28 protein-coding genes and 1 pseudogene are annotated in these 25,922 nt (G+C 37.0%); 9 read left to right on the top strand and 20 right to left on the bottom strand.

What is annotated here, in order from left to right:
* Positions 1-7 precede the first annotated feature (7 nt).
* The 3 genes from DSM03_RS03825 to nadD are packed head-to-tail and all read left to right on the top strand — an operon-like array spanning position 8 to position 2,032.
* The gene (locus DSM03_RS03825) at positions 8-868 is read left to right on the top strand and encodes a YicC/YloC family endoribonuclease (protein ID WP_128759685.1); all 861 of its coding nucleotides are present in this window, start codon (positions 8-10) and stop codon (positions 866-868) included.
* 1 nt (position 869) lies between these two features.
* On the top strand, positions 870-1,445 hold the full coding sequence (gmk, locus tag DSM03_RS03820) for a guanylate kinase (RefSeq protein ID WP_128759684.1): 576 nt from the start codon (positions 870-872) through the stop codon (positions 1,443-1,445).
* Between the two features lie 2 nt (positions 1,446-1,447).
* Positions 1,448-2,032 carry a nicotinate (nicotinamide) nucleotide adenylyltransferase gene (gene nadD / locus DSM03_RS03815; protein WP_128759683.1) on the top strand — a complete coding sequence of 195 codons (585 nt, stop codon included), beginning with the start codon at positions 1,448-1,450 and terminating at the stop codon, positions 2,030-2,032.
* 40 nt (positions 2,033-2,072) lie between these two features.
* On the opposite strand, the gene lysM is transcribed toward nadD, so the two are convergent.
* Positions 2,073-2,567 (bottom strand): peptidoglycan-binding protein LysM, encoded by a 495-nt coding sequence (gene lysM, locus DSM03_RS03810; protein WP_128759682.1) that lies wholly within the window; start codon positions 2,565-2,567, stop codon positions 2,073-2,075.
* 275 nt (positions 2,568-2,842) lie between these two features.
* Positions 2,843-3,763: a nicotinic acid mononucleotide adenyltransferase gene (locus tag DSM03_RS03805; protein ID WP_128759681.1), complete on the bottom strand. Its 921-nt coding sequence runs from the start codon at positions 3,761-3,763 to the stop codon at positions 2,843-2,845.
* A gap of 280 nt (positions 3,764-4,043) precedes the next feature.
* Here DSM03_RS03805 and DSM03_RS03800 point away from each other — a divergent pair, with 280 nt between their 5' ends.
* Complete coding sequence (locus tag DSM03_RS03800) at positions 4,044-5,033, top strand: NAD(P)H-dependent glycerol-3-phosphate dehydrogenase (RefSeq protein WP_128759680.1); 990 nt, start codon at positions 4,044-4,046, stop codon at positions 5,031-5,033.
* On the opposite strand, the gene DSM03_RS03795 is transcribed toward DSM03_RS03800, so the two are convergent.
* The 5 genes from DSM03_RS03795 to DSM03_RS03780 form a co-directional block, all read right to left on the bottom strand.
* Positions 5,030-5,425 (bottom strand): hypothetical protein, encoded by a 396-nt coding sequence (locus DSM03_RS03795; protein ID WP_128759679.1) that lies wholly within the window; start codon positions 5,423-5,425, stop codon positions 5,030-5,032. The two genes, DSM03_RS03800 and DSM03_RS03795, sit on opposite strands and share 4 nt — an antisense overlap.
* A gap of 2 nt (positions 5,426-5,427) precedes the next feature.
* On the bottom strand, positions 5,428-5,595 hold the full coding sequence (locus DSM03_RS19025; RefSeq protein WP_164918263.1) for a hypothetical protein: 168 nt from the start codon (positions 5,593-5,595) through the stop codon (positions 5,428-5,430).
* Between the two features lie 36 nt (positions 5,596-5,631).
* Complete coding sequence (gene pheS, locus DSM03_RS03790) at positions 5,632-6,648, bottom strand: phenylalanine--tRNA ligase subunit alpha (RefSeq protein WP_128759678.1); 1,017 nt, start codon at positions 6,646-6,648, stop codon at positions 5,632-5,634.
* Positions 6,649-6,751: 103 nt separating this feature from the next.
* Positions 6,752-7,447, bottom strand: coding sequence for a hypothetical protein (locus DSM03_RS03785; RefSeq protein ID WP_128763058.1), 696 nt, complete (start codon positions 7,445-7,447; stop codon positions 6,752-6,754).
* A gap of 31 nt (positions 7,448-7,478) precedes the next feature.
* Complete coding sequence (locus DSM03_RS03780) at positions 7,479-7,835, bottom strand: hypothetical protein (RefSeq protein WP_128759676.1); 357 nt, start codon at positions 7,833-7,835, stop codon at positions 7,479-7,481.
* A gap of 149 nt (positions 7,836-7,984) precedes the next feature.
* Here DSM03_RS03780 and DSM03_RS03775 point away from each other — a divergent pair, with 149 nt between their 5' ends.
* Entirely contained in the window at positions 7,985-8,530 is a 546-nt protein-coding gene (locus tag DSM03_RS03775) for a CvpA family protein (protein ID WP_128759675.1), read from the top strand.
* A 47-nt stretch (positions 8,531-8,577) separates the two neighbouring features.
* Here DSM03_RS03775 and DSM03_RS03770 read toward each other — a convergent pair whose 3' ends face one another.
* The 12 genes from DSM03_RS03770 to DSM03_RS03715 form a co-directional block, all read right to left on the bottom strand.
* Entirely contained in the window at positions 8,578-10,176 is a 1,599-nt protein-coding gene (locus DSM03_RS03770) for a SulP family inorganic anion transporter (RefSeq protein WP_128759674.1), read from the bottom strand.
* Between the two features lie 150 nt (positions 10,177-10,326).
* Positions 10,327-10,956 (bottom strand): carbonic anhydrase, encoded by a 630-nt coding sequence (locus DSM03_RS03765; RefSeq protein WP_128763057.1) that lies wholly within the window; start codon positions 10,954-10,956, stop codon positions 10,327-10,329.
* Positions 10,957-11,069: 113 nt separating this feature from the next.
* Positions 11,070-11,324: a hypothetical protein gene (locus DSM03_RS03760; protein ID WP_128759672.1), complete on the bottom strand. Its 255-nt coding sequence runs from the start codon at positions 11,322-11,324 to the stop codon at positions 11,070-11,072.
* A 235-nt stretch (positions 11,325-11,559) separates the two neighbouring features.
* A complete protein-coding gene (locus DSM03_RS03755; RefSeq protein ID WP_128759671.1) occupies positions 11,560-12,342 on the bottom strand; it encodes an SH3 domain-containing protein in 783 nt (260 codons plus the stop codon).
* A complete protein-coding gene (locus tag DSM03_RS03750) occupies positions 12,339-14,084 on the bottom strand; it encodes a BatD family protein (RefSeq protein WP_128760095.1) in 1,746 nt (581 codons plus the stop codon). The genes DSM03_RS03755 and DSM03_RS03750 overlap by 4 nt, the downstream gene beginning before the upstream one ends.
* A 31-nt stretch (positions 14,085-14,115) precedes the next feature.
* Positions 14,116-14,979, bottom strand: coding sequence for a tetratricopeptide repeat protein (locus DSM03_RS03745; protein WP_128759670.1), 864 nt, complete (start codon positions 14,977-14,979; stop codon positions 14,116-14,118).
* 11 nt (positions 14,980-14,990) lie between these two features.
* Complete coding sequence (locus tag DSM03_RS03740) at positions 14,991-16,040, bottom strand: vWA domain-containing protein (protein ID WP_128759669.1); 1,050 nt, start codon at positions 16,038-16,040, stop codon at positions 14,991-14,993.
* Positions 16,041-16,071: 31 nt separating this feature from the next.
* Positions 16,072-17,076 carry a vWA domain-containing protein gene (locus DSM03_RS03735; RefSeq protein WP_128759668.1) on the bottom strand — a complete coding sequence of 335 codons (1,005 nt, stop codon included), beginning with the start codon at positions 17,074-17,076 and terminating at the stop codon, positions 16,072-16,074.
* Positions 17,066-18,751 (bottom strand): hypothetical protein, encoded by a 1,686-nt coding sequence (locus tag DSM03_RS03730; protein WP_128759667.1) that lies wholly within the window; start codon positions 18,749-18,751, stop codon positions 17,066-17,068. Before DSM03_RS03730 ends, DSM03_RS03735 begins: the two co-directional genes overlap by 11 nt.
* Positions 18,752-18,758: 7 nt before the next feature.
* On the bottom strand, positions 18,759-19,625 hold the full coding sequence (locus DSM03_RS03725) for a DUF58 domain-containing protein (protein WP_128759666.1): 867 nt from the start codon (positions 19,623-19,625) through the stop codon (positions 18,759-18,761).
* Between the two features lie 84 nt (positions 19,626-19,709).
* Entirely contained in the window at positions 19,710-20,714 is a 1,005-nt protein-coding gene (locus DSM03_RS03720) for an AAA family ATPase (RefSeq protein WP_128759665.1), read from the bottom strand.
* A 212-nt stretch (positions 20,715-20,926) separates the two neighbouring features.
* The gene (locus DSM03_RS03715) at positions 20,927-21,760 is read right to left on the bottom strand and encodes a DUF4382 domain-containing protein (protein ID WP_128759664.1); all 834 of its coding nucleotides are present in this window, start codon (positions 21,758-21,760) and stop codon (positions 20,927-20,929) included.
* A 156-nt stretch (positions 21,761-21,916) separates the two neighbouring features.
* On the opposite strand from DSM03_RS03715, the gene DSM03_RS03710 reads away from it, so the two are divergent.
* The 4 genes and pseudogenes from DSM03_RS03710 (at position 21,917) to DSM03_RS03695 (ending at position 25,018) form a co-directional block, all read left to right on the top strand.
* Positions 21,917-22,672: an SDR family NAD(P)-dependent oxidoreductase gene (locus tag DSM03_RS03710; protein WP_128759663.1), complete on the top strand. Its 756-nt coding sequence runs from the start codon at positions 21,917-21,919 to the stop codon at positions 22,670-22,672.
* A gap of 53 nt (positions 22,673-22,725) precedes the next feature.
* Positions 22,726-23,114, top strand: a pseudogene (locus DSM03_RS19285) (four helix bundle protein).
* Positions 23,115-23,150: 36 nt separating this feature from the next.
* A complete protein-coding gene (locus tag DSM03_RS03700) occupies positions 23,151-24,287 on the top strand; it encodes an ATP-binding protein (RefSeq protein ID WP_128759662.1) in 1,137 nt (378 codons plus the stop codon).
* Complete coding sequence (locus DSM03_RS03695; RefSeq protein WP_128759661.1) at positions 24,287-25,018, top strand: metallophosphoesterase family protein; 732 nt, start codon at positions 24,287-24,289, stop codon at positions 25,016-25,018. The genes DSM03_RS03700 and DSM03_RS03695 overlap by 1 nt, the downstream gene beginning before the upstream one ends.
* 35 nt (positions 25,019-25,053) lie before the next feature.
* On the opposite strand, the gene DSM03_RS03690 is transcribed toward DSM03_RS03695, so the two are convergent.
* Positions 25,054-25,665 (bottom strand): hypothetical protein, encoded by a 612-nt coding sequence (locus DSM03_RS03690; RefSeq protein ID WP_128759660.1) that lies wholly within the window; start codon positions 25,663-25,665, stop codon positions 25,054-25,056.
* Positions 25,666-25,922 lie beyond the last annotated feature (257 nt).

Genomic DNA, 25,922 nt, shown 5'->3' with positions numbered 1-25,922 from the left:
ATTTCGCATGATTAAATCTATGACCGGTTTTGGAAAATCTGTTAGCCAGCTTCCCACTAAAAAAATTACTATTGAAATCAAATCTCTAAATAGTAAAAACCAAGATCTCAATGCAAGAATACCTTCTTTCTACAGAGAGAAAGAGCTAGAACTAAGAAATCTGGTTGCTCAAAAATTACAGCGTGGTAAAATAGATTTTAGTCTCTATGTTGAATTGAATGGCGAAGAAACCAGCAGCTCTATCAATACTGATGTTGTTAAACAATACATGAAGCAGTTACAAGCTGTTACTCCAGACGCTGCACCTATCGAACTTCTTAAGATAGCAACACGTTTACCAGACGCTTTAAAAACAGAGCGTGATGAGATTGACGAAGAAGAATACCAGACTATTTTAGGAGGGCTTAATGAAGCTCTAAATGCAATAGAAACATACCGTGCCGATGAGGGAAAGGTACTTAAAGAAGACTTTGAACTTCGCATTAAGAACATCTCTTCTAATCTTGAAGAAGTTATAACTATTGATCCTGAGCGTATGCAAGGAGTTCGTGAGCGTCTTACAAAAGCTGTTAGCGATCTTAAAGCTGAAGTTGATGAAAACCGCTTTGAGCAAGAACTCACTTACTATTTAGAAAAATACGATATCACCGAAGAAAAGGTTCGCTTAAACAACCATCTGGAATATTTTATAAGCTCCCTAAATTCTGAAGATTCTAATGGTAAAAAGCTTGCTTTTATAAGCCAGGAAATGGGTCGGGAAATCAATACAATAGGTTCTAAGTCAAATTACGCTCCTATGCAACAGATCGTTGTGCGCATGAAAGATGAACTAGAGAAAATTAAAGAGCAACTTCTAAACGTACTTTAAAATGGCTGATACAGGAAAACTTATCGTTTTTTCTGCACCTAGCGGAAGTGGTAAAACCACCATCGTAAGATGGCTTCTTGAAAAAAAAGAATTAAATCTGGAATTCAGTATTTCTGCAGCTTCACGCGAAGCAAGACCTAATGAAAAGCACGGAGTAGATTATTATTTTCTCTCGCTCAAAGAATTTAAAAGACGCATTAAAGATGATGAGTTTTTAGAGTGGGAAGAAGTATATCGCGATAATTTCTACGGAACTTTAAAAAGTGAAGTAGAACGCATATGGAAGCTTGGCAAACATGTGATTTTTGATATTGACGTGGTAGGCGGTTTAGATATTAAAAAGTTATATCCCGAGCGTACTCTGGCTGTTTTTGTTAAGCCACCAAGTATTGAAGAGCTTAAGATAAGACTCAAAAAACGTAAGACCGAGAGTGAAGACCGCATTAATATGCGTGTTGCAAAAGCCAGCATAGAACTTGCTACAGCTCCACAATTTGACTACATCATAGAGAACAATGATCTAGACACAGCACTTGCAGAAGCTTATGAACTAGTCAAAAAGCACGTCAAGAAGTAGGTATGAAAATTGGACTTTATTTTGGGACATTTAATCCAGTGCACGTAGGGCATTTAATCATTGCAAATCACTTTGCAGAATACAGCGACCTCGACAAAATCTGGATGGTAATTACCCCTCATAATCCATTTAAAAAGAAAAAAACACTTCTGGATAACCATCACCGCTACCAGCTAGTGCTTGAAGCTGTTGAAGAATATCCTGCTATTGAAGCCAGTACTATTGAATTTAATTTGCCGCAACCCAATTACACAAGTAATACGCTAGCGCATTTAAAAGAGAAATATCCTCAACACGAGTTTTGCCTGATTATGGGCGAAGATAATTTGCGCACCCTTCATAAATGGAAGAATTATGAAGTGATTTTAAAGCATCACGATATCTATGTATATCCGCGTATTGCAGACAGTGAAGATCAAACGCAACACGAATTATTAAATAACGAGCGTATTCATATTATTGAAGCACCGGTTGTTGAAATCTCGTCTACCGCTATTCGTAAAGCAATAAAGGCCGGCAAAAACTGCCGGCCTTTATTACCGCAATCTGTATGGCGGTATATTGACGAAATGAATTTCTACAAATAAAAAAGCTTCAGTAAAGAGCTTTTTTATTATGATTTTAAATCTAATCTAAATTTGGAATTCGTAGCATTTGTCCCGGATATATTTTGTCTGGATCTTTAAGCATTGGTTTATTTGCTTCAAATATCACAGGATATTTCATTGCATTGCCATAAAATTTCTTAGCAATTTTACTTAACGTATCACCTGATTCTACTGTGTGAAACTGTGCTTCTGGTTCTTTATGCTCAACATCCATTTGATCATCTACCTGAGCAATACCTTCTACATTACCTACAACAAGTACTACTTTTTCTTTTGTAGTTTGATCTTTTGCTTTACCGGTAACTGTTGCCTTCTCACCATCAATAGAAATATCAAGGTTTTCAACCTCAAGACCCAAATCGCCTATCGTTTCTTTTAAAGAAGCTTCTGCTTTTTTATTTGCGGCAGCTGCGGCTGCGGCTGCTTCAGCCTTTTTTTCTGCAGCTTCTTCAGCTGTGCTTTTACCAATACCTATTTTTGCACCCGCATTTTTAATGAATGAAAATAATCCCATTTTTGTGTTCTTTAATTAGTTTCTGTTATAAACATTCAATTTACAAAATACCGTCTTAAGCCGTTAATAATGTCTACTTAAATGTATGTGAATGTTTGCGGCTGATTCTAAATAAAATACTTCAGGCAGGCCTACAAAATATTAGTTAGAAACAAATTTTCAATTTTGAGGTAAGCCTTAGGGTATTAAACCTTTTGGCGTTGCCAATAAAAATCGCCCTGCGAATAACTCAACAGGGCGATCTCAACTAACCAACCAAAAAAATCTTCTATTGCTTATTTAGCTAACGCTTTTATCATCTTAATATTTTGTTCTATTTCGCTTTGCTTTAAACGACTCTTACCTTCTGAAGGTGTTTTATACTGAATATAGCCTTTACCCCTAAAACGATATTCTGTTCCTGAAGAAGGGTGATATAAAGCAATGGTTGCGTCATCTACGATTGTAAGTTCAAAGAATTCATTTGCAAAATAATCATAGTCTAATGTCAAGGTTTTTAACAACGCATTATTCTGTACATCCTGTACTTCATAAATACCGGTGTAATCCCAATACAAGTTATTTGCAGAAGTACCAGATACATCTTGTGAACTCTGAAAATTTCCTCCGGAATTTGCCGGTAAAAACTGCAAGAAATTCTCGGCATCAAATTCATTTATTGACCCTGAAGCACTGGTATATATTTTTTCCCAGGCAGCGTATTCCTGTAGAAAAAAATGAATGTTGTCATAAAACAACCGGTCATAATCAAACGTATTACGCTGGTACCCCTTTAATATATATGAGGTATTTGAAAAGCTATTATACAACTCAAGCGTATTAGTGTTCAATACACTTATTTCAAAAGAATAAAAACCATCTATATCGTGACTGATGTCTAAATCGTAATCAAAGATATCATAGTAACCTACCTCTATACCATAACCGCTACCCTGGTCACCTATTCCTGCTAGGTTATTATTTGCCATTACAGTTCCGTTTAAAAAAGACAGTGTAAAAGCTTTTTCCATAAAAGGGATGTTGCCATTACCTTGAGTCTGATTGATATCTACATACCAAAGCTCATAATCGGCAAGCACCCTAGAAAGAGGCACAACCGGCTCTAAAACTTCATCATCTACATATACATCTGTATAACACGATGTAAATCCAATAAGTATTAATAAAAATCCGCTAAGTAGTTTTAATGTTCTCATAATTGTTAGTTTTTAAGTTTGTTACTCTTGCGATTACAAAAGCTGCAATTAGATCCTTAGCGTTGACGTCATGCTCCGAATTGTGTTTTAACATATTCAAACCGCGTGCCAAAAAATTATTAAAGTGGTTTTCAAGATTTTAGGTGCGGTCTAAAATCTGTACCTTTAGGTATTCGATTTTGAAAAAACAAAATTCAGTTAAAGCCTTGTGATAACTGGGTTTATAAGTGATATAGATCACGATATATTTTAATTCCACAATGTGGAAAAATTAAAAATTATGGCCTTAAAATTTGGTGTTATAGGAGGTGGAAGCTGGGCAACAGCAATTGTAAAAATGCTTTCAGAAAATGTAGAAGAAGTGGGCTGGTACATGCGCAGCGTTTATGCTCTTGAGCATCTAAAAAAAGAAAAACATAATCCTAATTACCTGAGCGCTGTAGAGTTTGATACCACCCGATTGAAACTGAGTAACGATATTAATGAGGTCATAGCATATGCAGATTACCTCATTTTCGCAGTGCCATCTGCTTTTGTGGGTAAAGAATTGGAAAAGGTTACCGCTAGCTTTAAAGACAAGATTATTTTTTCGGCGATTAAAGGGATTGTACCAGAAACTGGGCAAATCGTTGGTGCTCATTTTCACAAAGAATATGACATTTCTTTTGAAAATATTGGTGTAATAACAGGCCCTTGTCATGCAGAAGAAGTAGCGCTTGAACGTCTTTCTTATTTAACCATCGCTTGCGCAGATGAAGAACATGCTCAAGTGGTTGCAGACCACCTTAAAAGCTGGTACATCAAAACGACAATTAGTGATGATACCATAGGTACAGAATATGCTGCAATGCTTAAAAATATCTATGCAATTGCTGCCGGAATCGCACATGGTTTAGGTTATGGCGATAACTTTCAGAGTGTGTTGATGAGCAATGCGATCAGAGAGATGAAAAAATTTATAAAGAAGGTTCATAAAATGAAGCGTAACATCAACGATTCGGCCTACTTGGGAGACTTATTGGTAACGGGATATTCTGTATTTAGCCGTAACAGAATGTTTGGTAATATGATAGGAAAAGGATACACTGTAAAAAGCGCTCAAATGGAAATGAGTATGATTGCTGAAGGCTATTACGCAGCAGAAAGTGCCTATAAAATCAATCAGGAATTGGGCGCAAAAACACCCATAATAGATGCGGTTTATCAAGTTTTATACAAAGGAAAAGATCCTAAACAAACCTTCAAAAAGTTAACGGATAAAATAGATTAGTTCGCTAAAACTCCTTCTTTTAACATAGAAGGCACCGGACCTTTGTTTTTATCATTGATGCTTCCGCCAGGAAAAATGAATTTCTTTTCAAACATTTTTCCGTCTAGAAAATAGGTGACTGCAAATTCATTAGTGAGCTCTAAAACACTATCTTCTATAAATTCAATTTTAGCAAAAGACTTTGCAGGCAGAACTTGCAATTTATGTCGCATCTGGCTGGTTGTCTTCTTCTCATTATAACCATTAGAAACGATAAGAACAAGTTCTAATGGCTGCTCTAAATCATTTATAATATAAGCATTCCAATCATCTGTACGATGCGTCTCATTAAACTCTTTAACTGCCGCAACATAAACGTCTTTAACCTCAGGAATGTTGATGTCTTTTCGCATAGTTAGTCGTCGTTAACCTTCCACATAATCCATAAGGCTAATAGCGCGAGCGCCATTATACCCAAAAAAATGCTTCCTATAACAATCTTAATTGCTGCTATGACAAAAGTCAAATAGGCAACACCAGCTAATGCGATAAGAAGTATCGCAATTACAATATACTTTTTCATAGCAAATAGTTATTTCTTTCTGAATTGAATCAGATATTACAATGCACTCTTAAACTGGTTCAAGAAACGCAAATCATTCTCGCTTAATAAGCGTATATCTGATATTTGGTGCAATAATAAAGCGATACGATCTATCCCCATACCAAATGCAAAGCCACTGTATTCTTTAGAGTCTATACCACAATTTTCTAATACATTAGGATCTACCATACCACAACCCATAATTTCTAACCAACCGGTTCCTTTTGTCATTCGGTAATCGGTTTCTGTCTCCAGACCCCAATACACATCAACTTCTGCACTAGGTTCTGTAAATGGAAAGTAAGAAGGTCTTAAGCGAATCTTACTCTTACCAAACATCTCTGTAGTAAAGTGCTGAAGTGTTTGCTTAAGGTCTGCAAATGAAACATCTTTATCTATATACAAACCTTCTACCTGATGAAAAAAGCAGTGTGAACGCGCTGAAATAGCTTCGTTACGAAAAACTCTACCAGGAGAAATTGTACGTATAGGTGGTTTGTTTCCTTCCATATACCGCACTTGTACCGATGAGGTATGTGTACGCAACAGAACGTCTGGATCTGTCTGAATGAAAAACGTGTCCTGCATATCACGAGCCGGATGGTATTCCGGTAGATTCAACGCGGTAAAATTATGCCAGTCATCTTCAATCTCCGGACCTTCAGAAACATTAAAACCTATTCTTGAAAAGATATCAATAATCTGATTTTTTACAATTGAGATAGGATGGCGAGAACCTAAAGTGATTGCATCACCGGGTCTGGTCAAATCACCATAAGTACCTTTTTCTTCTGCTGATTCTAGACTTGCCTTAAGCGCATCTACTTTATCTTGAACCACAGTTTTAAGGGTGTTCATTGTTTGCCCAAACTCTTTCTTCTGCTCGTTAGGGATGTTTTTGAATTCTGAAAAATACTGATTAAACAGTCCTTTTTTTCCTAAAAATTTAATTCTAAAAGCTTCCGCTTCTTCAAGTGAGGTTGTAGTAAAAGCCTCTGCTTCGGCAATTAATTCTTTTATTTTATCTAACATAATTCTTCTTCAATCCCATTTTTGGGTTTTAATCTGCGATAATTTTTGCATTATAAACAGCTTCTACAAAAGTGTTCTTTACGCAATTTTAGAAGTCACAAATTTAGGAAATATCAACGGCTTCGGCTTTATTGTCCCGGTAAATATATTGCAGGATAAAGAATACTGCCGTACCACCTAGTAGATGCCAAAGCCAGTGGGTTCCCATCCAGAAAAATTCAAAATCCAGCCGTTTATCTAAAAAACGAAATAAAACTGCTAGACCAAAAATCACAAATGCTGTTACCACCGGCCTAAGGTGTCGTCCATTTGTTTTTATTAAATATCCAATGACAGGAATCAAAATGCTTAACGCGCTTATGAGATAACCTATGTTGTGCTCTAATTTAACTGGAAGCGGTAAATACCGCAAACCGATGAATGCAGCACCAATTGTACTAATAAAAATGAGGCGTTTTCCCCAGGTTTTTTTCCATTTAAAAATAAAATACAGCACTGCTGCAAAACTGAGTCCGCGAATGGGCACCCAGTCTAAAAGCAACCAGGCTTCTTCATTGCGCAAACCATGATACAAAGTTCCGCCCACATAGCCTATAAATATAAAAGGCAAAGCAATCATTAAAAACCACTGATTTCTTGGCTTTTTGTAAATTTTTATAACAAAGTAAATTACAATAAACAAAAAAATAAGATTACTATACGTGTTGAACGGTTCAACAGGAAATCTGCCAGTAATTGTCTCTTTGTAAATAGGGCCGGTATCGTTAGGAAAAACTTCCTGTAGCAGGGCTAGTAGCATGGTTTAGACAAACTCATTTTATTCAATTCTTTTAATGCACGAGTTCTTTTTCAACAAAATATTGAACTATTGCTTCTTTCATCAACAAAGTCTGTTCACCGGCCTTTAAAGGCGGTAAAGCTTCTAGCATTTCATAATGAGGCCATCCATCTTCATCTTGAAAATCAAACTTATAAAACCCAAAAGGCTCTAATAATCTGCATATTGCTATATGCATCAGATTGAGTTTATCGTCTTTTTTAAAGCGCATTCCCGGTTTACCCAACTCCTGAACACCAATTAAGTAAATAATAGCATCCAGATCTAATTGTTCTCCATCTGCAAAACGGTCAGAAAGTTTACTCACGATCTGGTCCCACCGCTCTTTTAATTGTTCATCTCTTGCCATGCCGCAAATATAGGTAAGAAGCTACAATCTAATACCACACGTAAGTTTACTAATCAATAAACCTTTATAATTTAACTAATGATTAAGCATACTCCTTTTGATCTCAGCACAACAAGAGGGTATATTGGGCAAAATAGTATCTTTAACCTATGAATTATCTAGATATCGTAATCGGAATTTTACTGATTTTTGGGCTCTTTAAAGGTCTAAAAAATGGATTGCTAATTGAAGTAGCTTCACTTATTGCCTTAATTTTAGGAGTGTATGGTGCTATTCATTTCTCATATTATGCTGTAGAATTTTTAAATGAAAAAGTAAGCTGGGGTGAACAAACCATAAATCTCGCTGCCTTTGCCATAACATTTATCATTATTGTTTTTGTGATCACTTTAGCTGGGAAAGTGCTTACGCAAGTGGCTTCATTTGCTATGCTGGGTATCGTAAATAAAATTCTGGGCGCAGTCTTTGGACTTCTTAAAACGGCCTTTATTCTTAGTGTGATCCTTATGTTTCTTGCTGCAATGACAAACACTTTAAATATTATAGATAAAGAGACAAGAGAACAATCTGTTCTCTATAAAACCATAGAACCCTTAGGCCCTTTATTTCTTCCCAGTATTTTAAAGGAAGTCGATGAGTTTAGAGACAGGAATGATCAAGATGAAAATAATTCCTTAGAGCTTCAATCTGCCTAAAACTAAAAACCCCAAAAAGAATTGTTCAGGGATTTTTAATATAGGTTTTATCTAGTAACTTTTAAATTCTCTTTTTTTTCTTGATTGAAAAACATCTCATAATCTTTAGGGTTTTCAATAATTCCACGTTCTGAAATTATTTTCACATCAATATTTTTATCGTTTGCTTTATACCCAAAGTCATCAAGAATTTCAATAATATCATGATCTAAATAGCGCGTTTTACGCACATCTATTTCAAGGAATGAGTCATCACCCAACTTATTTAATTCTTTTAAAATAGCACCTTTATTAATAAAGCTTACCTCTTCTGCTAAAGTCATTTTTACTACTTCTTGACCTGTTTTTTCCTCTTTTCTAATATGTAAAAAATGAGAATTCTGATAATTCTTTATAAGTATCACAACAATCCCTACTGCAAGCCCCAGACTGATTCCTATAAGTAAATCGGTAAAAACAATCCCCACTATTGTAATTATAAAAGGTAAAAATTGTTTCCACCCTAAATCCCACATGCGTTTAAATGTTGCTGGTTTTGCCAACTTATACCCTACAAGTAAGAGCACAGCTGCCAATACAGACAAGGGGATCAGGTTTAAAACATTGGGAATAAGAATCACAGATATGAGCAATAAAAAGCCGTGAATGATCGCAGACATTTTGGTTTGTCCTCCTGACTGAATATTAGCCGAACTGCGCACAATTACCTGAGTAACCGGTAAACCTCCTATCATTCCTGAAATAATATTACCAGCTCCCTGTGCAAAAAGTTCGCGATTGGTAGGTGTTGTTCGCTTCTTAGGGTCTAACTTATCTGTTGCTTCAACACATAGAAGTGTTTCTAAGCTCGCAACTAATGCAATTGTAAAAGCTGTTATCCAGATTTGTGGCTCCCCTATAACTTTAAAATTAGGAAATGTAAATTGACCTATAAATGAATTAAAGTCATCTGGAACAGGCACTTTAACGAGATGTTCTTTTGAAATACCCCAAGTTTCAGAATCCTGAGTAAAGACAAAATATAATATACCCAGAACGACAGCGACTAAAGGTCCCTGCACTAACTTAAAAACCTTCCCTTTATTACCTAAAACTGCTTCCCATAGAACCAGAATTGCCATTCCTATAATTGCAATTAAAGTTGCCCCAAGACTGATACCATCAAAGACTCTGGCTATTTCAGTAAATGTATTCCTACCATCAACCTGAGCAAATGCTAAATCACCCACAGGGTCTGCATCATACCCAAAAAAGTGAGGGATTTGCTTTAAAATAATAATGATACCTATACCAGTAAGCATTCCTTTAATTACTGAAGAAGGAAAATAATATCCAATAATCCCTGCTTTAAGAACTCCAAATAGCAACTGAATTACTCCACCTAAAACAACAGCTACTAAAAGATTCTCATAACCTCCCAGACTTGAAATCGCCACTAAAACGATTGCGGAAAGACCCGCAGCAGGTCCACTTACTCCTAAACTAGATCCACTTAAAGCTCCTACTACGATACCACCTACAATACCTGCAATAAGACCTGAAAATAATGGTGCTCCACTTGCAAGTGCTATACCTAAACACAGCGGTAGTGCTACGAAAAATACAACAATACTAGATGGCAAGTCGCTCTTTAAATGTTTAAACATAGTTTTAATTTTTAATTTGTTAGTTTTTTTTCAATACTGTAAATATTAAGATCATTACAACTTATGAAGAGTACAATTCTGTCAAGTATATCCAACTTTTAAATAAAGAATCCAGAGCAGCTAACTACTACTCTGGATCAATACGTTTCTTTATTCGTCTAATCGATAAATTTCCATGATGTTCTCGAGAATTGCATCAAAGTCAATTTTAAGGTCGATCAATTTCCCAGAGTGGATGTCAAATACCCATCCGTGAACCGTAAGGTTTCTATTGCGAATCGCCTTTTGTACATCGGCAGTTTTAATCACATTTACACACTGCTCCTGCACATTAAGCTCTACAAATTTTTTATAGCGCTCTTCTTCATCTTCAATAAGGCTCAATTCATCTTTGTGAATACGGTAAACATCTCTGATATTTCTTAACCACGGGTTTAAAAGCCCGAGATCAGCAGACTGCATAGCTGCTTTTACACCTCCACAGTAATAATGACCACAAACCACCACGTGTTTAACCTCTAGATGCTCTACAGCATAATTGATTACAGACATCGAGTTTAGATCTGTGTTAGGTACCATATTAGCAATATTTCTATGTACAAAAACATCTCCGGGACCTACGCCCATTAACTCTTCAGAAGAAACGCGGCTATCGCTACACCCTATATAAAGGATCTCAGGAGATTGCCCCTGAGATAATTTTTTAAAATATTCAGGCTCAATATCTAAACGTTCCTGAACCCACTCCTTGTTGTTCTCGAATATTTTCTTAATATCCATGCTATTTGTTTTTTGGTTATAAATAAGAATTATAAAACGCTGATATGCGCTTTAGCTATTGAAACTATGAATAACTTCAATGACAATCTATTAATAAGTCGCTAAAATAAAAATTAAATACTTTTAGGAGGAGGGAAGACAGGGTCAAGATAACCGCTGCTTAATAAAAATCCTTGATAGAAAGTGGGTTGCAAAAATCGCTCAGATTGCTCATAGTAGTAAACTACAAAGTCTTGTTTTACCTTTAGATCTTTTTCAAAATCATAGGTTCCGTCTGCGCTTTTTTCTTCTTCTGAAATTGTAAGCGCGTAGTCATAGTCATCCTGTTGCAAAATAGATACAACAAAAGGCGTGACTAAAAAAGACACAAATATTATTATAAAAAAATACGATTTACTAATCAAAACCTGAATTATAGCTTGTTATTCGTAAATCTATAAAAGAAAAGTTAAAAAAACCTTAATTTAAAAAAATAATTAGCTCGAGTCAACAAGACCTGAAAAGGATATAACTTTTGACTTAGAAACAATCTTGGGCATTTACATCTCCACTATAGAGTAAAACATTTGACTAAAGCCAAGATACTGTGTTTACCTAGATTATTTACAGCAGCTTTATATAAGTTTTAGGTATCCAACCTTCTTGACCATCTGCAAGACGTATTAATTGCCAGTCTCCTTGTTCTTCAATAACACGCACCTTAGTGCCTTCATGCAAAACAAACACTTCTTCACTACCCATATTAGGCGCATTTTTTATTTCTGCTTCTGGTGAAAAAACGACAGCAAAGCGCTTGTTTTTTTCATTAGATCGTGCCTGAAATGCTAAAGTCAGACTGAGTAATCCTAAACCTAAAGAAACGAAAGCAATGGTAAAAAAAGAGCGTTTTAAAACTGTTTTGCTTCCAAAGTAATACACAAGAAAACTAAGAGTAAACAACACAATTAAAACTACTGTAACAAGTGCCCAACCGTCAAGTGTAAACAAATTTAAGAGTTGATTCCACCATTTTTTAAACGTGTTTTCAGGTAAAGGTGTTATTGCATCAACCGTCATATTCTGAGCGAATTGAAGATTGTTTTTAATCTCTTTATCGTTAGGCTTTAGTGCTAATGCTTTTTCATAATTATAAACGCTAGGTGCAATCCTATTGAGCTTATAATTGGCATTTGCCAGATTATAATACACTTCTGCAGACTCATAACCGGCATCTAAAACCTGCTCATAATTCTTAATTGCCTCTTCATAATTATTCTGCGCATATTGTGAATTACCAGTCTCAAACAATTGTTGCGCAGTCTGAGCACTTGCTGAAAAAACACATAGCACTACAACAAGCGCAACTAAAATATTGCTATATCTCGACATTAAACCCTGTGTTTTCATAACTGTTTATCTATTTCAGAAATTACACGGGAAGCCTGCTCATAATCGTGTTGCATCGCATCACTGCTTGATGGTGTATATCGTGCAAACTCGCAGCTTTCTAAAAGCTTCAGGAAATCTGCAGTAGTTTCAACCGTAGCACCACGTTCTTGAAGCAACTTACTTATACGCTCTTTACTCATATCACTAGTCTGTATATTGAGACGAGCTTTTAAGAAATTATGCAGACACTTTTCAAGGGCGAGATAGAAAGCGGTCTGATCTCCCAGACTTTTCTTGGCATCTCCCAGATATTTACGAGCCAGTTTATCTGCCTTACGCAGTCTGTTCCCTTTTACATCATTTTGATATGCTCTGCGTTTATTTCCAAATAAAATCGCTAACGGAATTAAAATAACTGGTGTTGCCAGCATACCCCAGAATGTTGTACTCGCAAAAAAAGAATCCTTATTCTGAGCAACCAGATTAGCATCAGACTTTATATAATTGAATTGATTTACAGCTTTAACAGGTACTTTGTTATCATCGTTTGAAGCTAAAACTTCAGGGCCGTTCTCTACATCAATTATAATTTCATCACTGCTCAATGTCTTGTATTGCTCTGTAGAAGGATCAAAATAAGAAAAACGTATCGGCGGAATAGGATAATTTCCTTTTTGTTGCGGAACAATGGTGTATCGTGCAGAATTTGAACCTGCCATACCATTCAGAGAAACCCGAACATCCTGATCATTCTCAGGCTCATAAACTTCTAGTGAACTTGGTAATTTTGGTTTTGGTAAGGTGAACAACTTAAGATTCCCGTTTCCTTTAGCTGTTAAAGTTAAATCAAGCGCTTCTTGTGCATCCAGTTTAGTTTTGCTGGCAGTTACATCAAAATCAAAACTACCTACAGCACCTGTAAAACTTTCAGGTTTACCATCTTCGGGCAGGCTTTTTACATTGACTTTGCGAGTAGGAGCAGTTACAGTAATTTTTGCCGGTCTGGTAATGCGCATCCCAAAGATATCTCTACGATTAGTTGGTGCTTCCACATTAATATTTAAAGCGAGCGGTTCAATAGTTAATTCTCCTGTTTTCTGTGGATAGAGCAACGTTCTTCTCAGGATCACATAGCGATAGGGTTTCCCATTAAACGAACCATCATAAACCTTAAATTGTTTCTCATCTATACTCTGACTCCAAAAGTCTGCAAACTTAGGTGCGTCAAGCTCATTCCAGCCGTTTACAGCTGTTTCACGAGAAACATAGAGCTTATAGACCACTGTAAAAGCTTCGTTCAAATAAGGATCAGATTTGGAAACCTCAGCAACCAAATGCACATTTTCAGTTGCGGCAACTTGAGGATCGTTAGGATCTTTCTGCAAATCTACAGCACCCGTAACATTGATCTCTATGGGTATGGTTTTGTAAACCGTACCTTCTATTTCTATCTCTGCCTGACCTATTTTTAATTTTCCGGTGGCTTTGGGTTGTAAAAAATAGGAGAATGTTTTTGAAAAACTTGCTTTCCCATTAATCCATTGCTTGCTGATTGACTGATTAGGACCACCTACCACTGTAAATCCCTGAAAGCTGGGAGGTCTAAAATTATCCCCATCTTTATTCATCTCAAAGTCTACACGCAGGCGCTCATTAACACCCAATGTTTCTTTACTCACCACGGCATCAAACTCTACCTGTGAGTATGCAGAGAAGCCTGCAAAAAAGACAATCAGCAAAAATTTTAACTTCATCTTCATCGTAATTGCTGCTTTATCGCTCAGCTGTAGCTTACCAGTCTTTATCTGTTTTAACTTTAGCACCTTTAACTTTCTGAGCATTCATTTTATCCTGTACTTTATTTTCCTCGTTTTTCATAGCCTCTAGCAAACTTTTAACTTGCTGAGGAGATAACTGCCCCTGACCCGGTTGTGGCTGAGGCTGTTCTTTTTCTTTATCGCCATCTTTACCCTTATCTTTCTGATCACCATCTTTATCCTCAGGCTTTCCTTCATCGTCTTTTTTATCGTCGCCCTGATCTTTCTTCTCATCTCCCTGATCATCAGAATCTTTTGGCTTGCCATCATCACTTTCTTTATCATCACCGTCGCCTTCCTGATCTTTTTTATCTTCGTTCTGATCCTGGTTTTGATCGTCTTTATCGTCGTCACCACCGCCACCACCGTTCTTTTCTTCTTCTTTTTTAGCTAGAGCTAAATTATAACGGGTTTCTTCATCTGTAGGATCATTACGCAGCGCATTTTTGTATGCTTCTACGGCTTTCTTGTAATCTTTTTGCTGATAGAAAGCATTGCCCAAATTGTGAAATGCCTTATGCTTTTCAGTCTTCGTTTGTGCTACTTCAGCAGCCTGAAGATATCTGTTCATACCCTCACCATATTTTTTGTTTCGGTAATAGTTATTACCCATATTGTATTTTGCGGTCGCATTTGCAGGGTCTTTAGCAACAGCTTTTCTGTAACTAGATTCTGCAGCAGCAAATTCATTAGAAACAAAGGCATCATTTGCCTCAGCTACATAATCTTGCGCCTCTATAATCGCGGGATCTGGCTTTTCACTTTGCGCGAAAACAACACCCACAAAAAACATAAAGAATATGGCTAGTAGCGTATTTATATTTTTAAAATACTTCATCTTCAATCAGATTAAGATTTAGTCTTATTTTCATTAAACAGATTCAGTTTTCTAACCCAAGCTGTTTTGCGCTCAAGCAAGAACACATCTATAAATAACAAGAATAATGCCGCAGCGACAAACCACTGAAACTGATCTTTAAAATCTGCAAATTGCTTGGCCTCAAACTCTTTCTTATCCATCTGGCTGAGAGCAGTTTTCATCTTATCTACAACCTTTTGTGTACTGTTACCATCAATGTATTCTCCGTTGGCTTCTGCTGCAATTTGCTTAAGGGTTTCAGCGTCTAATTTTGTAATCACGGTCTCACCGTTCTGGTCTTTTTTATAAGACTGTACCACTCCGTTTCGCTTAATAGGAATACGATCACCCGCTTCAGAACCTACTCCTACCGTAAAAATACGAATGCCTTGCTCTTGTGCAGATTCAGCAATTGAAGCGGCATCTCCCTCGTGATCTTCCCCGTCTGAAATGATAACCAAAACTCGATTTGTCTGCTCTTCATCATTATAATAAGTCTTCGCAAGTTCTATAGCATCTTTTATTGCAGTTCCCTGGCTTGACAGCATGTCTGTATTCATCGAGTTGAGAAACATCTTTGCACTGCTGTAATCTGTAGTTATAGGCAATTGTGGATATGCACTACCTGCGTAAGCAATAATACCTACACGGTCACTACCCAGATTATTAATGATCTGAGTTACCAGCTGTTTTGCTTTATCAATTCGGCTGGGTGCAATATCTTCTGCATCCATACTTTTTGAAACATCTACCGCAAAAACCACATCTACACCTTCACGTTTAACCGTTTCTAATTTGGTACCTATCTTAGGATTTACCAGAGCTACAGTCATACAAGCAAGTGCAAGACAAAACACAATAAGCTTCAATACAGGTTTAAAAACCGATCGTTGCGGCGTTAATTTCTCCAGCAATTCGCGGTTTACTACAAAGCGTTTTTGTGCAGTTCTTTTCCAAAGTGTAACTGCAAAATAAAGCAGAACCACTACTGGAATAGCTAACAATGCCCAAAACCATATTTTTTCTTCTAGTAAATACACAAATTAAAATATTACTGTTATTACTATTTTTTTAAACGAAACTCTTGAAAACGGTATACCTCAGCAACAGCTCAAACATAAGCAGCAAACCAGCCAATAAAACTAGCGGTCTGTATTTCTCCTCATAATTGGTATACTTAAACTCTTCAACGTCTGTTTTCTCCAATTTATTAATCTCGTCGTAAATCTCTTCAAGCGACTGGTTATCTGTCGCTCTAAAGTATAATCCACCCGTTTTATCTGCGATTTCCTTTAATAGTTCTTCATTGATTTCTACAGGAACATTTCCGTATTGAAATCCTCCATCACCTCGCAATGCAATAGGAGTAAGTGCTGTGCCATTAGTTCCCAAACCTATGGTGTACACTTTAATCCCAAATTCTTGTGCCAACTCACTCGCTGTGGTCGGTTCAATAAATCCAGCATTGTTCACCCCATCAGTCATCAAAATGATCACCTTACTTTTTGCTTTACTGTCTTTTAATCGGTTTACCGAAGTAGCAAGCCCCATTCCTATTGCCGTTCCGCCTTCAATAATATTGTTATACTGAATATCATTTAACGAACTCAACACAATGCCTTTATCGCTGGTTATTGGAGTACGTGTATAGCTTTCGCCGGCATATTCTACTAGCCCAATACGGTCATTGGGACGATCTGCAATAAATTGTGCCGCAACATTCTTAAGGGCCTCTAAACGGTTAGGCTTTAAATCTTTTGCAAGCATACTCGCCGAAACATCTATCGCAATCACAATATCAATTCCTCTCGTGGTATTTGTTCTAGTTGAAACATCAACCGTACGCGGTCTTGCTAAAGCAGTAATTAAAAAAGCCAAAGCCAGCAAGCGCAACACAAAAAGTATAGGTCTAAACTTTGCCAGTAAACCACTACCCGTTTTAAAACCTTTTAAACTGGAAATTTTAACCTGTGCAGTAAGTTTATTTCTTTTAAAAAAATACCAAACCACAACTACCGGTAGTATTAAAAACAACCAGAAAAACTCAGGATTTTGAAATTCAAAATTACTTAACATCGGTAGGTACTGTTTTTTGAAGTTCTACTGAATTTATGATTCGGGCGGCCATTTCTTTTGCATATTGATCATCTTCACGATGCGCTACTAGTACCTGCTGCAAAACTCCCGGAGCTGTAAATAGCAACATCTCGTATGCCCCAGGACTAAATTTCTGTGCATTAATACTGTTTGGAAATTCACCTGTACCGTAAACGCGTAAACCTTCAGTGCCCTCTGGTGTTGTGTACTTTTCAGATTTTACAATCAGATTCTTGGCCCCACTCGCTTCTAGTGTACTTATAAATCCTTGTGACGCAGCTTCTAAATCAGCTTCATTTTTACCACCAAAACGGGTATTATTTACCACAACATAAAACTCATCTATGAGGCTTCCGTACGTAAAAGTGCTCATATCCATCTGAGTTTTTAAAGAATCCGGCAGCGCAATCTCATTGCGTTCTAATACGCGCGGTGTACTCACAATCACAGGTGGATAACCGTACTCACTACGTACCCAATCACCTTCTAATAAATCTTTAGACGGGTGACCTATAAAATTATCTTTTACATAATCAAAACCTTTAGTTGCAACCAAAATACCAGTTGCAATAACTAAAATTCCAAACACTCCAATTACCGAAGTTAAAATGAGCTTTCTCTTACGACGTTTTGCCAATGCCTCCCTATAAGCTGCATCCCGCATCAACTCTTCCTCAGTAGGCTCTGGGATAGCTTCTTTAGTTTCTTTTACAATTTCTTCGGCTACAAGTCGATCTGCCTCAGCTTGACCGGTTCCCGGAGATGTACGGGCAAACTTAGTAAGGTCGGCACGTCTTAAGATTTGATCCAGTTTGAGAATTGTTTCTTTACTCAAATCAATCTTGCCTTCTTGTTTTTCCTGCATCAAGCGATCTATCAACTCAGAAGAAGTGCTTTCCATAGAGCGATCATAGACTTCTTCATCAAGATAACGTCTTACAATGTCTGTAAGTTTTGAGTAGTAAGCCTTAGTAACATCACGCTCATCAACACCCCGAGCAGGTTTTTTATATTCCTCGTCTAATTGTTTAAGCGAAAAAATTGCCTGTTCAAAGGGAGGTAATTTCTTTTCGGCTTCAGCCTTTTTACGACTTCTACGGATTATGAAATATAAAAAAGCACCTATTAAAGCGGCAAGAATTAGAAAATACAGTAAATACGTCCAGAATTTACTGGTTGTACGTTCTACTGAAACAATATCTTTAATGTCGTATAAACCTTGCTTGGTTGTGTCAACGACTACATTGTTCACTTCAATTGCAATAGAATCTGTATAGAAAGGTTTCTGATTAATGGAAACCAACTGGCGTGGAATAGTATACGATCCGCTATCAAACTGAGTTAAGCCGTAACGTTTTATCAAATTCATTTTTGCACCGGCGAAAGAAGTATCTATTTTATAAGCCTCTATCATCTCTAAAGGCTGAAAGGTTTGCCCTTCTGGAAATAATACAAGATCTGTAGAATCAGCTTCTACCGAAACTTCATAGGTGATTTGTTCTCCAATACGGATTGAAGTCGTATCGATAGCTCCTATAACCTGCTGCGCCTCTACCTGAGTCAATGCAAAAACTGAAAGTACAAAACCTAAAAATATAGATTTGTATTTTAAGAAGCAGGTTGTACTTTGAAGTGTATTAGGGTTACTATTCATTTTATTTTTATCCTCTTCGTTTAAAATAACCTAATAGTTTTTTTACATAACTTTCATCAGTACGCACATCGATCACACCGGCACCACTACGGGTAAAGCTCTCTTTGTAATAATTAACGCGGTCCTGATAATATTTTGAATAATTACTGCGTACCTTTTTTGAAGTCGTGTTTACCAGAAGTAATTCACCAGTCTCTTCATCCTCCATCTGAACAACTCCGAGGCTAGGGATCTCTTCTTCCCGTTTATCATAAATGCGAATCCCGGTAATGTCGTGTCGCTTCGCTGCAATTTTCATCGTATCGCGATAGCCTTCTGCAATAAAATCTGACAATACAAAAACAATAGCCTTCTTCTTCATCACTCCAGATAAAAACTTCAAAGCTTGAGAAACATCAGTCTTTTTGCTTTTTGGTTTAAACTCGAGTAATTCTCGTATGATACGTAATACGTGAGATTTCCCCTTTTTTGGCGGAATATAAAGTTCTATCTCATCAGAAAATAAGATGAGACCTATTTTATCATTATTCTGTAATGCTGAAAAAGCAAGGGTTGCAGCAACTTCGGTAACAACTTCAGACTTAAACTGCTGATCTGTGCCAAAGAATTCTGAACCACTCACATCAGCTACAAGCATCATAGTGAGTTCGCGCTCTTCTTCAAAAACTTTTACAAAGGGCTCATTATAGCGTGCCGTAACATTCCAATCTATATTACGCACATCATCGCCAAACTGATACTGACGTACTTCACTAAAGGTCATCCCTCTTCCTTTAAAGGTAGAATGGTATTCTCCACCAAAAATGTGATCAGACAACCTTCTGGTTTTGATCTCAATCTTGCGTACTTTTTTTAAAAGTTCTTTAGTGTCCATGAATTATAGAGAATCAGCAAAGAAATCAGCGAGCAGCACTCACCATTTTTCAGGCAATAGCTGCAAGCTGATTCTATATCTAGTTTATGGTACTTCGATCTCGTTTACGATCTTGTTTATTATTTCTTCTGTAGTTACATTTTCGGCTTCTGCCTCATAGGTAATTCCAATACGGTGACGCAATACATCGTGTACTACCGCACGCACATCTTCTGGAATTACATAACCACGACCTCTTATAAATGCAAAACACTTAGAAGCTGTTGCAAGGTTAATACTACCACGAGGAGAAGAGCCAAAGCTGATTAACGGCTTTAAATCTGCCAGTTTATAATTCTCAGGATAACGGGTTGCAAAGATGATATCGAGGATATATTTCTCAATTTTCTCATCCATATACACTTCTTTAACTACTTCCTGAGCACGTAAAATTTGCTCAACAGAAACAACCGGATTTACTTTCTCATAAGACCCTTTCAAATTTTGTCTCACGATAAGTTGCTCGTCGGCTAGTTTAGGGTAGTCAATTACAGTCTTCAACATAAAACGGTCAACCTGAGCCTCAGGGAGTGGATATGTACCTTCTTGCTCTACCGGGTTTTGAGTTGCCATTACTAAAAACGGCTTATCTAATACAAACGTCTCGTCACCAATGGTAACTTGCTTTTCTTGCATCGCTTCAAGTAGCGCACTCTGTACTTTTGCAGGAGCACGGTTGATCTCATCTGCTAACACGAAATTTGCAAAAATGGGACCTTTTTTAATACTAAAATCATTGAGCTTCATATTGTAGATTAGCGTTCCCACAACATCGGCAGGAAGTAAATCTGGTGTAAACTGAATACGACTAAAACTACCTTGTACTGCTTGAGAAAGTGTGTTAATTGCTAAGGTTTTCGCAAGTCCGGGAACACCTTCAAGTAAAATATGGCCTCGTCCCAGCAGACCTATTAACAAACGTTCTACCATGTGCTTTTGTCCTACGATGACTTTATTCATCTCCATCGTAAGAACCTTTACAAATGCACTCTCTCTTTCAATCTTTTCGTTGATTGCTCCTATATCTACAGATGCGCCTGTATCTTCCATATGTTTATGCTGTTTAAAATATGACTCTGAGGTCTACAAGGTTAAATTTTATTACTAATGATATTGTTAATCAATCGTTAAAAACCCCATATTTTAAAGGCTTCAGGAAGCAGCATAAGGGGTGCTTTTAAAGACGGTTTTTAAAAATAATTGTTGCAAAAAAAAAGCAATCTTTTTCAGATTGCTTTTCAAATATACGTGATATTTAAATTTTATTCAATTGTAATACTTCTTAGAGCGGTAGTTTCTCCATTTACAACAGCCACATCTTCAACCGTGATACTGGTAATAACATCTGCTACAAGTTCTGCTTCTATGGTTAAATCATAAACTCCTTCAGGGAGGCCATTTAAAACAAAGTCTCCATCACTAGTTACATTAGTACTTACTACGATACCTTCTCCTGCTGCAGTTATTGTTGCAGGCACATTAAGCGGCAATAAAGAACCAGAAATCATGCCAGTTGCTTCAATAGCACTTGCACGAATAACAGGCTTTAATAAATAACCGCCATTACCCTGCTCTACGATAGACTCTTCTACATTAAAGTCAAGAACTACAGTGTAGACCACACCAGCTTCTAGCGTTTGGTTAAACTGAACTTTAAGTCCAGATTGTTGCGCACTTGGAGTTTGTAAGGGAAATGTTTCTCCATCTACTACAACCGTATTGTCATCTCCAAGAATAAGTCTCACCTGGCTAATTGAACCCGCAGGAATATCTTCATCTGCCAGTATTGCATAAGCTCCACCGGTAAGCTCAAGAAGATCGTAAACCTCATCATCAGTATCAAGCTCTAATTCACCATCAACAAGTATAAAGTCATCATCATCGTCAAACTCATCGTCGATGAAATCATCACTATATTTCACAACAACAACCTCTACATCTACAAAGACATTGTCATAATCTCCAGGCGCATCTACAAGACGAACAGCCATCTTAGCAGTTCCGCGCTCTGAGCTTGAATTATTATCATCATCACTACACGAACTTAATCCCAGTATTCCGGCTAATAACAGCCCATATTTCAAAGTATTTTTCATAATATTCTATTTGTTTTTAAATACATTTTCAAAAATGAGGTGATTTCTTACTGTCAAAAAAATCTTTAACGGCAATTAACGAAGTTTAATATTCCTTTAATAAACTCTAAAAAGTGAATCACCAACTTTATACTTACTCAAAAAAAATCAAAAATCATGTCTGCTAAAACAGCTTTAATTACAGGTGCTACTAGTGGTATAGGCGCTGCAACGGCAAAATATTTTGCGAAAAACGGAATCCATTTAATTCTCTGCGGAAGACGTCAGGAGCGACTTACTGCTTTAAAGGAAGAATTAAAAAATCATGTAAATGTTCATACCTTAAGCTTCGATATACGTGATAAATCAGCAGTTAAAGAAGCGATCGAAAACTTGCCTGAAAACTTTCAGAAAATAGATATTCTCATCAACAATGCCGGAAACGCTCACGGTCTCGATCCTATTCAAGACGGAAACTCAGAGGATTGGGATGCGATGTTTGACATCAATGTAAAGGGATTGCTGTATGTAAGCGATATGATCATTCCAAAAATGATTGCTCAAAACAGTGGTCACATCATCAATATTGGTTCTACCGCAGGTAAAGAAGTTTACCCTAAAGGCAATGTGTATTGCGCAAGCAAACATGCTGTAGACGCCATTAATCAGGGAATGCGTATAGACCTCAACGGTTACAACATACGCGTAGGTGCGGTAAACCCGGGAATGGTAGAAACCGAATTCAGCGAAGTACGCTTTAAAGGAGATTCGGAAAAAGCAGATAAAGTCTACCAGGGCTTCAAACCTTTACAAGCAGAAGATATTGCAGACATCATTCATTTTGTGGTTACCAGACCTTACCATGTAAATATTGCCGATCTCGTGGTTATGAGTGTGGACCAGGCTTCGAGCACGGTGGTGAATAAGCAATAACTATTCTTATTTTTATTGCTATTATTATTTACTTTTTATTAAAATATTGAATAATGGCACATTACAACTCGTTTGAAGACCTTGAGGTTTTTAAGAAAGCTCGTTTGCTCTCTCAAAATGTTTGGGAAATTATTCAAACTACAGAATTGAAACAGGATTTTGAACTAAGGAATCAAATAAATACCTCTTCTGGATCTATAATGGATAATATTGCAGAGGGATTTGGAAGAGGAGGTAACAAGGAGTTTATCAACTTTTTAGGTTTTCCAAAGGTTCGTGCTGTGAAACAAAATCGCAATTAATAAGATGTTTAGATCGAAACTACTTAGATAAAGATTCATTTCAAAAACTTAATACTGAAGCTCAAGAATTAATAGATCAAATCGGTAAATTCTCAAACTATTTGAAAAAATCAGAAAAACGAGGAAGTAAATTTGATTAACAGAATAGCAATAAAAATAATAATTGCAATAACACAATGATCAACAAACGCCTTCTCATTAAAAACCTCCTCGCGCATAATGACGAGAACAGTTTTTATGACAAAAAGCGTAAAGTGGATATCAGCAATAAGGAGGGCAAGGCCAAATTTTTAAAACACATCTGCGCACTTTCAAACTCCAATCCCAAGAACAACAGTTATATCGTTATTGGTGTCGAAGACGAAAGCAATGAGATTGTCGGGGTGCCGTTTTTTGACGACAGCAAGATTCAAAATCTGATCAACGCGTATCTGGATAATCCGCCTATTGTTTCTTACGAAAACATACCGTTTCCACACCTTCCGGCAGATATTGTAGTGGGTCTGGTGACCATAAGACCTTTAAATAAACTTACCGCGCTCAAAAAAAACATCTGGAAATATTGGGGCGGTACTGTCTTTTACCGGGACGGTAGCATCTCGATGCCCAAGTCGTTTAAAAGCGAAATCCTGGACGTTAACAGCGAACTGGTCGCTACTATTGAGAAACATTCGCACAACAGCATTGAGCACACGCTTGACGGTGTAATCGACTTCATAAATGTGCGACATGCCGATTTGCATACCCAGTATAAAGTTTTTAAAGAACAGTTTGTGGTTTGCTGGGCTGGCAATAAAAAAGAAGTCAAGGGTGAAACCTATTTTAGCCGGGTAGATATTGAATTGATCAATGAGCAGGTGCGTATTTTTTATTCGGCTTTAGATGAAGTATCGATCAGCATGACCCAGGATTCTTTTACCATCTTAGAGTATGTTTTGCTCGGTCTTCAGGGCAACAACAAATATTATCCGCTTGAAGAGCTCACGCTACATTTTAATGAAAACGGCTCTTATTATATAGATAGTGATCTGGTCTTCGAGCCCCCGAAGTATGATAAAAAAGTACTGCATCACATTTACAACAACAACAATGCTATCCAACACAAAGTGCTTTCGGGCGATACGCTGAATAAAGGAGAAACAGAAGATTTATACAATCTGCCGGCTACGTATCTCATTTGCTACCTCAATGGTTTTGAATCTGCCTTGGAAAAACTGGAAAGCATCAGACCTTTTCTACGTAAGTTTGACAGTAAATTATATCAATCCTATAAAGAAAACATACGCATCCTGCGTAAAGTAAAATACAATTAATGGCACGCACACTGGCGATTGGAGATATTCATGGAGGATTAAAAGGCTTAAAACAAGTTCTAAAGCGTGCAAATGTCACAGCTGAAGACATCCTTATATTTTTAGGAGATTATGTAGACGGGTGGAGTGAAAGCGCTGAAACAGTCTCTTTTTTAATAAATCTGGCTCAAAAACAAAACTGCATTTTTATAAAAGGTAATCATGATGAGCTTACACACAATTGGCTTAAAGAGAACGACCTCAATGAAGTCTGGCTCAATCATGGCGGTAGAGGTACTATTGAGTCTTACAACAAGCTTACTGAAGACGATCGCAAAGCACACGTAACATTTTATGAAGATTTGCTGGATTATCATATTGATGACCAAAACCGGATGTTTGTACACGCCGGTTTTCAGAATCACAATGGCCCTGAATACGAACACCACAGCACTGCTTTTTACTGGGACCGCACTTTTTGGGAAATGGCAGTCGCATTAGACAAAACCATAAAACCGGAAGATGTCGCGTATCCCAAACGGCTTACACATCACAAAGAGATTTATATTGGTCACACTCCCGTGACTCGCATCAATCGTGATGTTCCTACACAAATGGCTAATGTATGGAATGTAGATACAGGAGCCGCTTTCTACGGAAAGCTTTCAGTAATTGATGTGGATACTAAAGAATTCTGGCAAAGTGATCCGGTTTATAAATTATACCCCGAAGAAGATGGTCGTAACGCATAAAAAAAACCGGATTTTATATCCGGTTTTTCTTTTACTTAAATCGAGTGATGATGGTCAGCCTGCCATCTTCTAAGTTCGTCCCACTTTCCTTCATACGCCAGTCTTGCCTGATCTGGCCAGGTTGCAGGTTGATAGCTTTCGTAATGTCTACCACTATCAGTTAAAATTGTTCTGCAACGTTCACCAGAGGTATTGGCTAGTTCTTTCCAGGTAATAATCCCGTGATCTTTGAGTAAAGCTGCGATTTCAACATTAATCCCTTCAATAATAGTCAGGTCATTCTCAATGACTCGTTTTCCATAAGCATGCGCTACAGTTGTTGACTCGAAGTTCTGATTAGAATTAGGAGTATTTGTAACACTTCCGGCAATATTTTGAACGGCGTTTAATTTAGATTTTGAGCTTGCAAGCTCAGACTCCACATTACTCAACCGTGTTTGAAGGTTAGTAATATCATTTTCAAGAGTTTTACGTTTCTCAATAGAAGCATTAAGCTCTCTGCTTTTAGACTCATATTTATTCTCCCAGGCTTCTATTTCCTGTTTATTATTGGGAACCTTTTTTGAAGCATACCCTATAAAGTAGCCAATAATAATTCCCAAAATTCCTGCTACAACAGGCCCTACAATTATCCAATCTATTTCCATAATTCATTACTTTGTTAGTTTATAACTTCAAAGCTACCTGCATATTCTCTTAAAATTTCAGTACAGTAGGTTAAACATAAGTCAAATTAATCCCCTCATAATCAGTTAATTTTATGATAACAGGTTGCTACAAGCCTCAACATAACTTTAAAGCACTACAGTTAGAATACGGTCTTTGGCATAGGTAGAAGAGGTATTTAGATCTGCCCTTAAGTCTTAAAAACAAAGCTTCCTGCTTTAGTTTAAAATAGTGTGGA

The sequence above is a fragment of the Leeuwenhoekiella aestuarii genome (assembly GCF_004104055.1).
GTDB classification, from domain to species: domain Bacteria; phylum Bacteroidota; class Bacteroidia; order Flavobacteriales; family Flavobacteriaceae; genus Leeuwenhoekiella; species Leeuwenhoekiella aestuarii.
The sequence above is the reverse complement of the archived record's forward strand: the minus strand, read 5'-3'. Positions and strand labels throughout refer to the sequence as shown.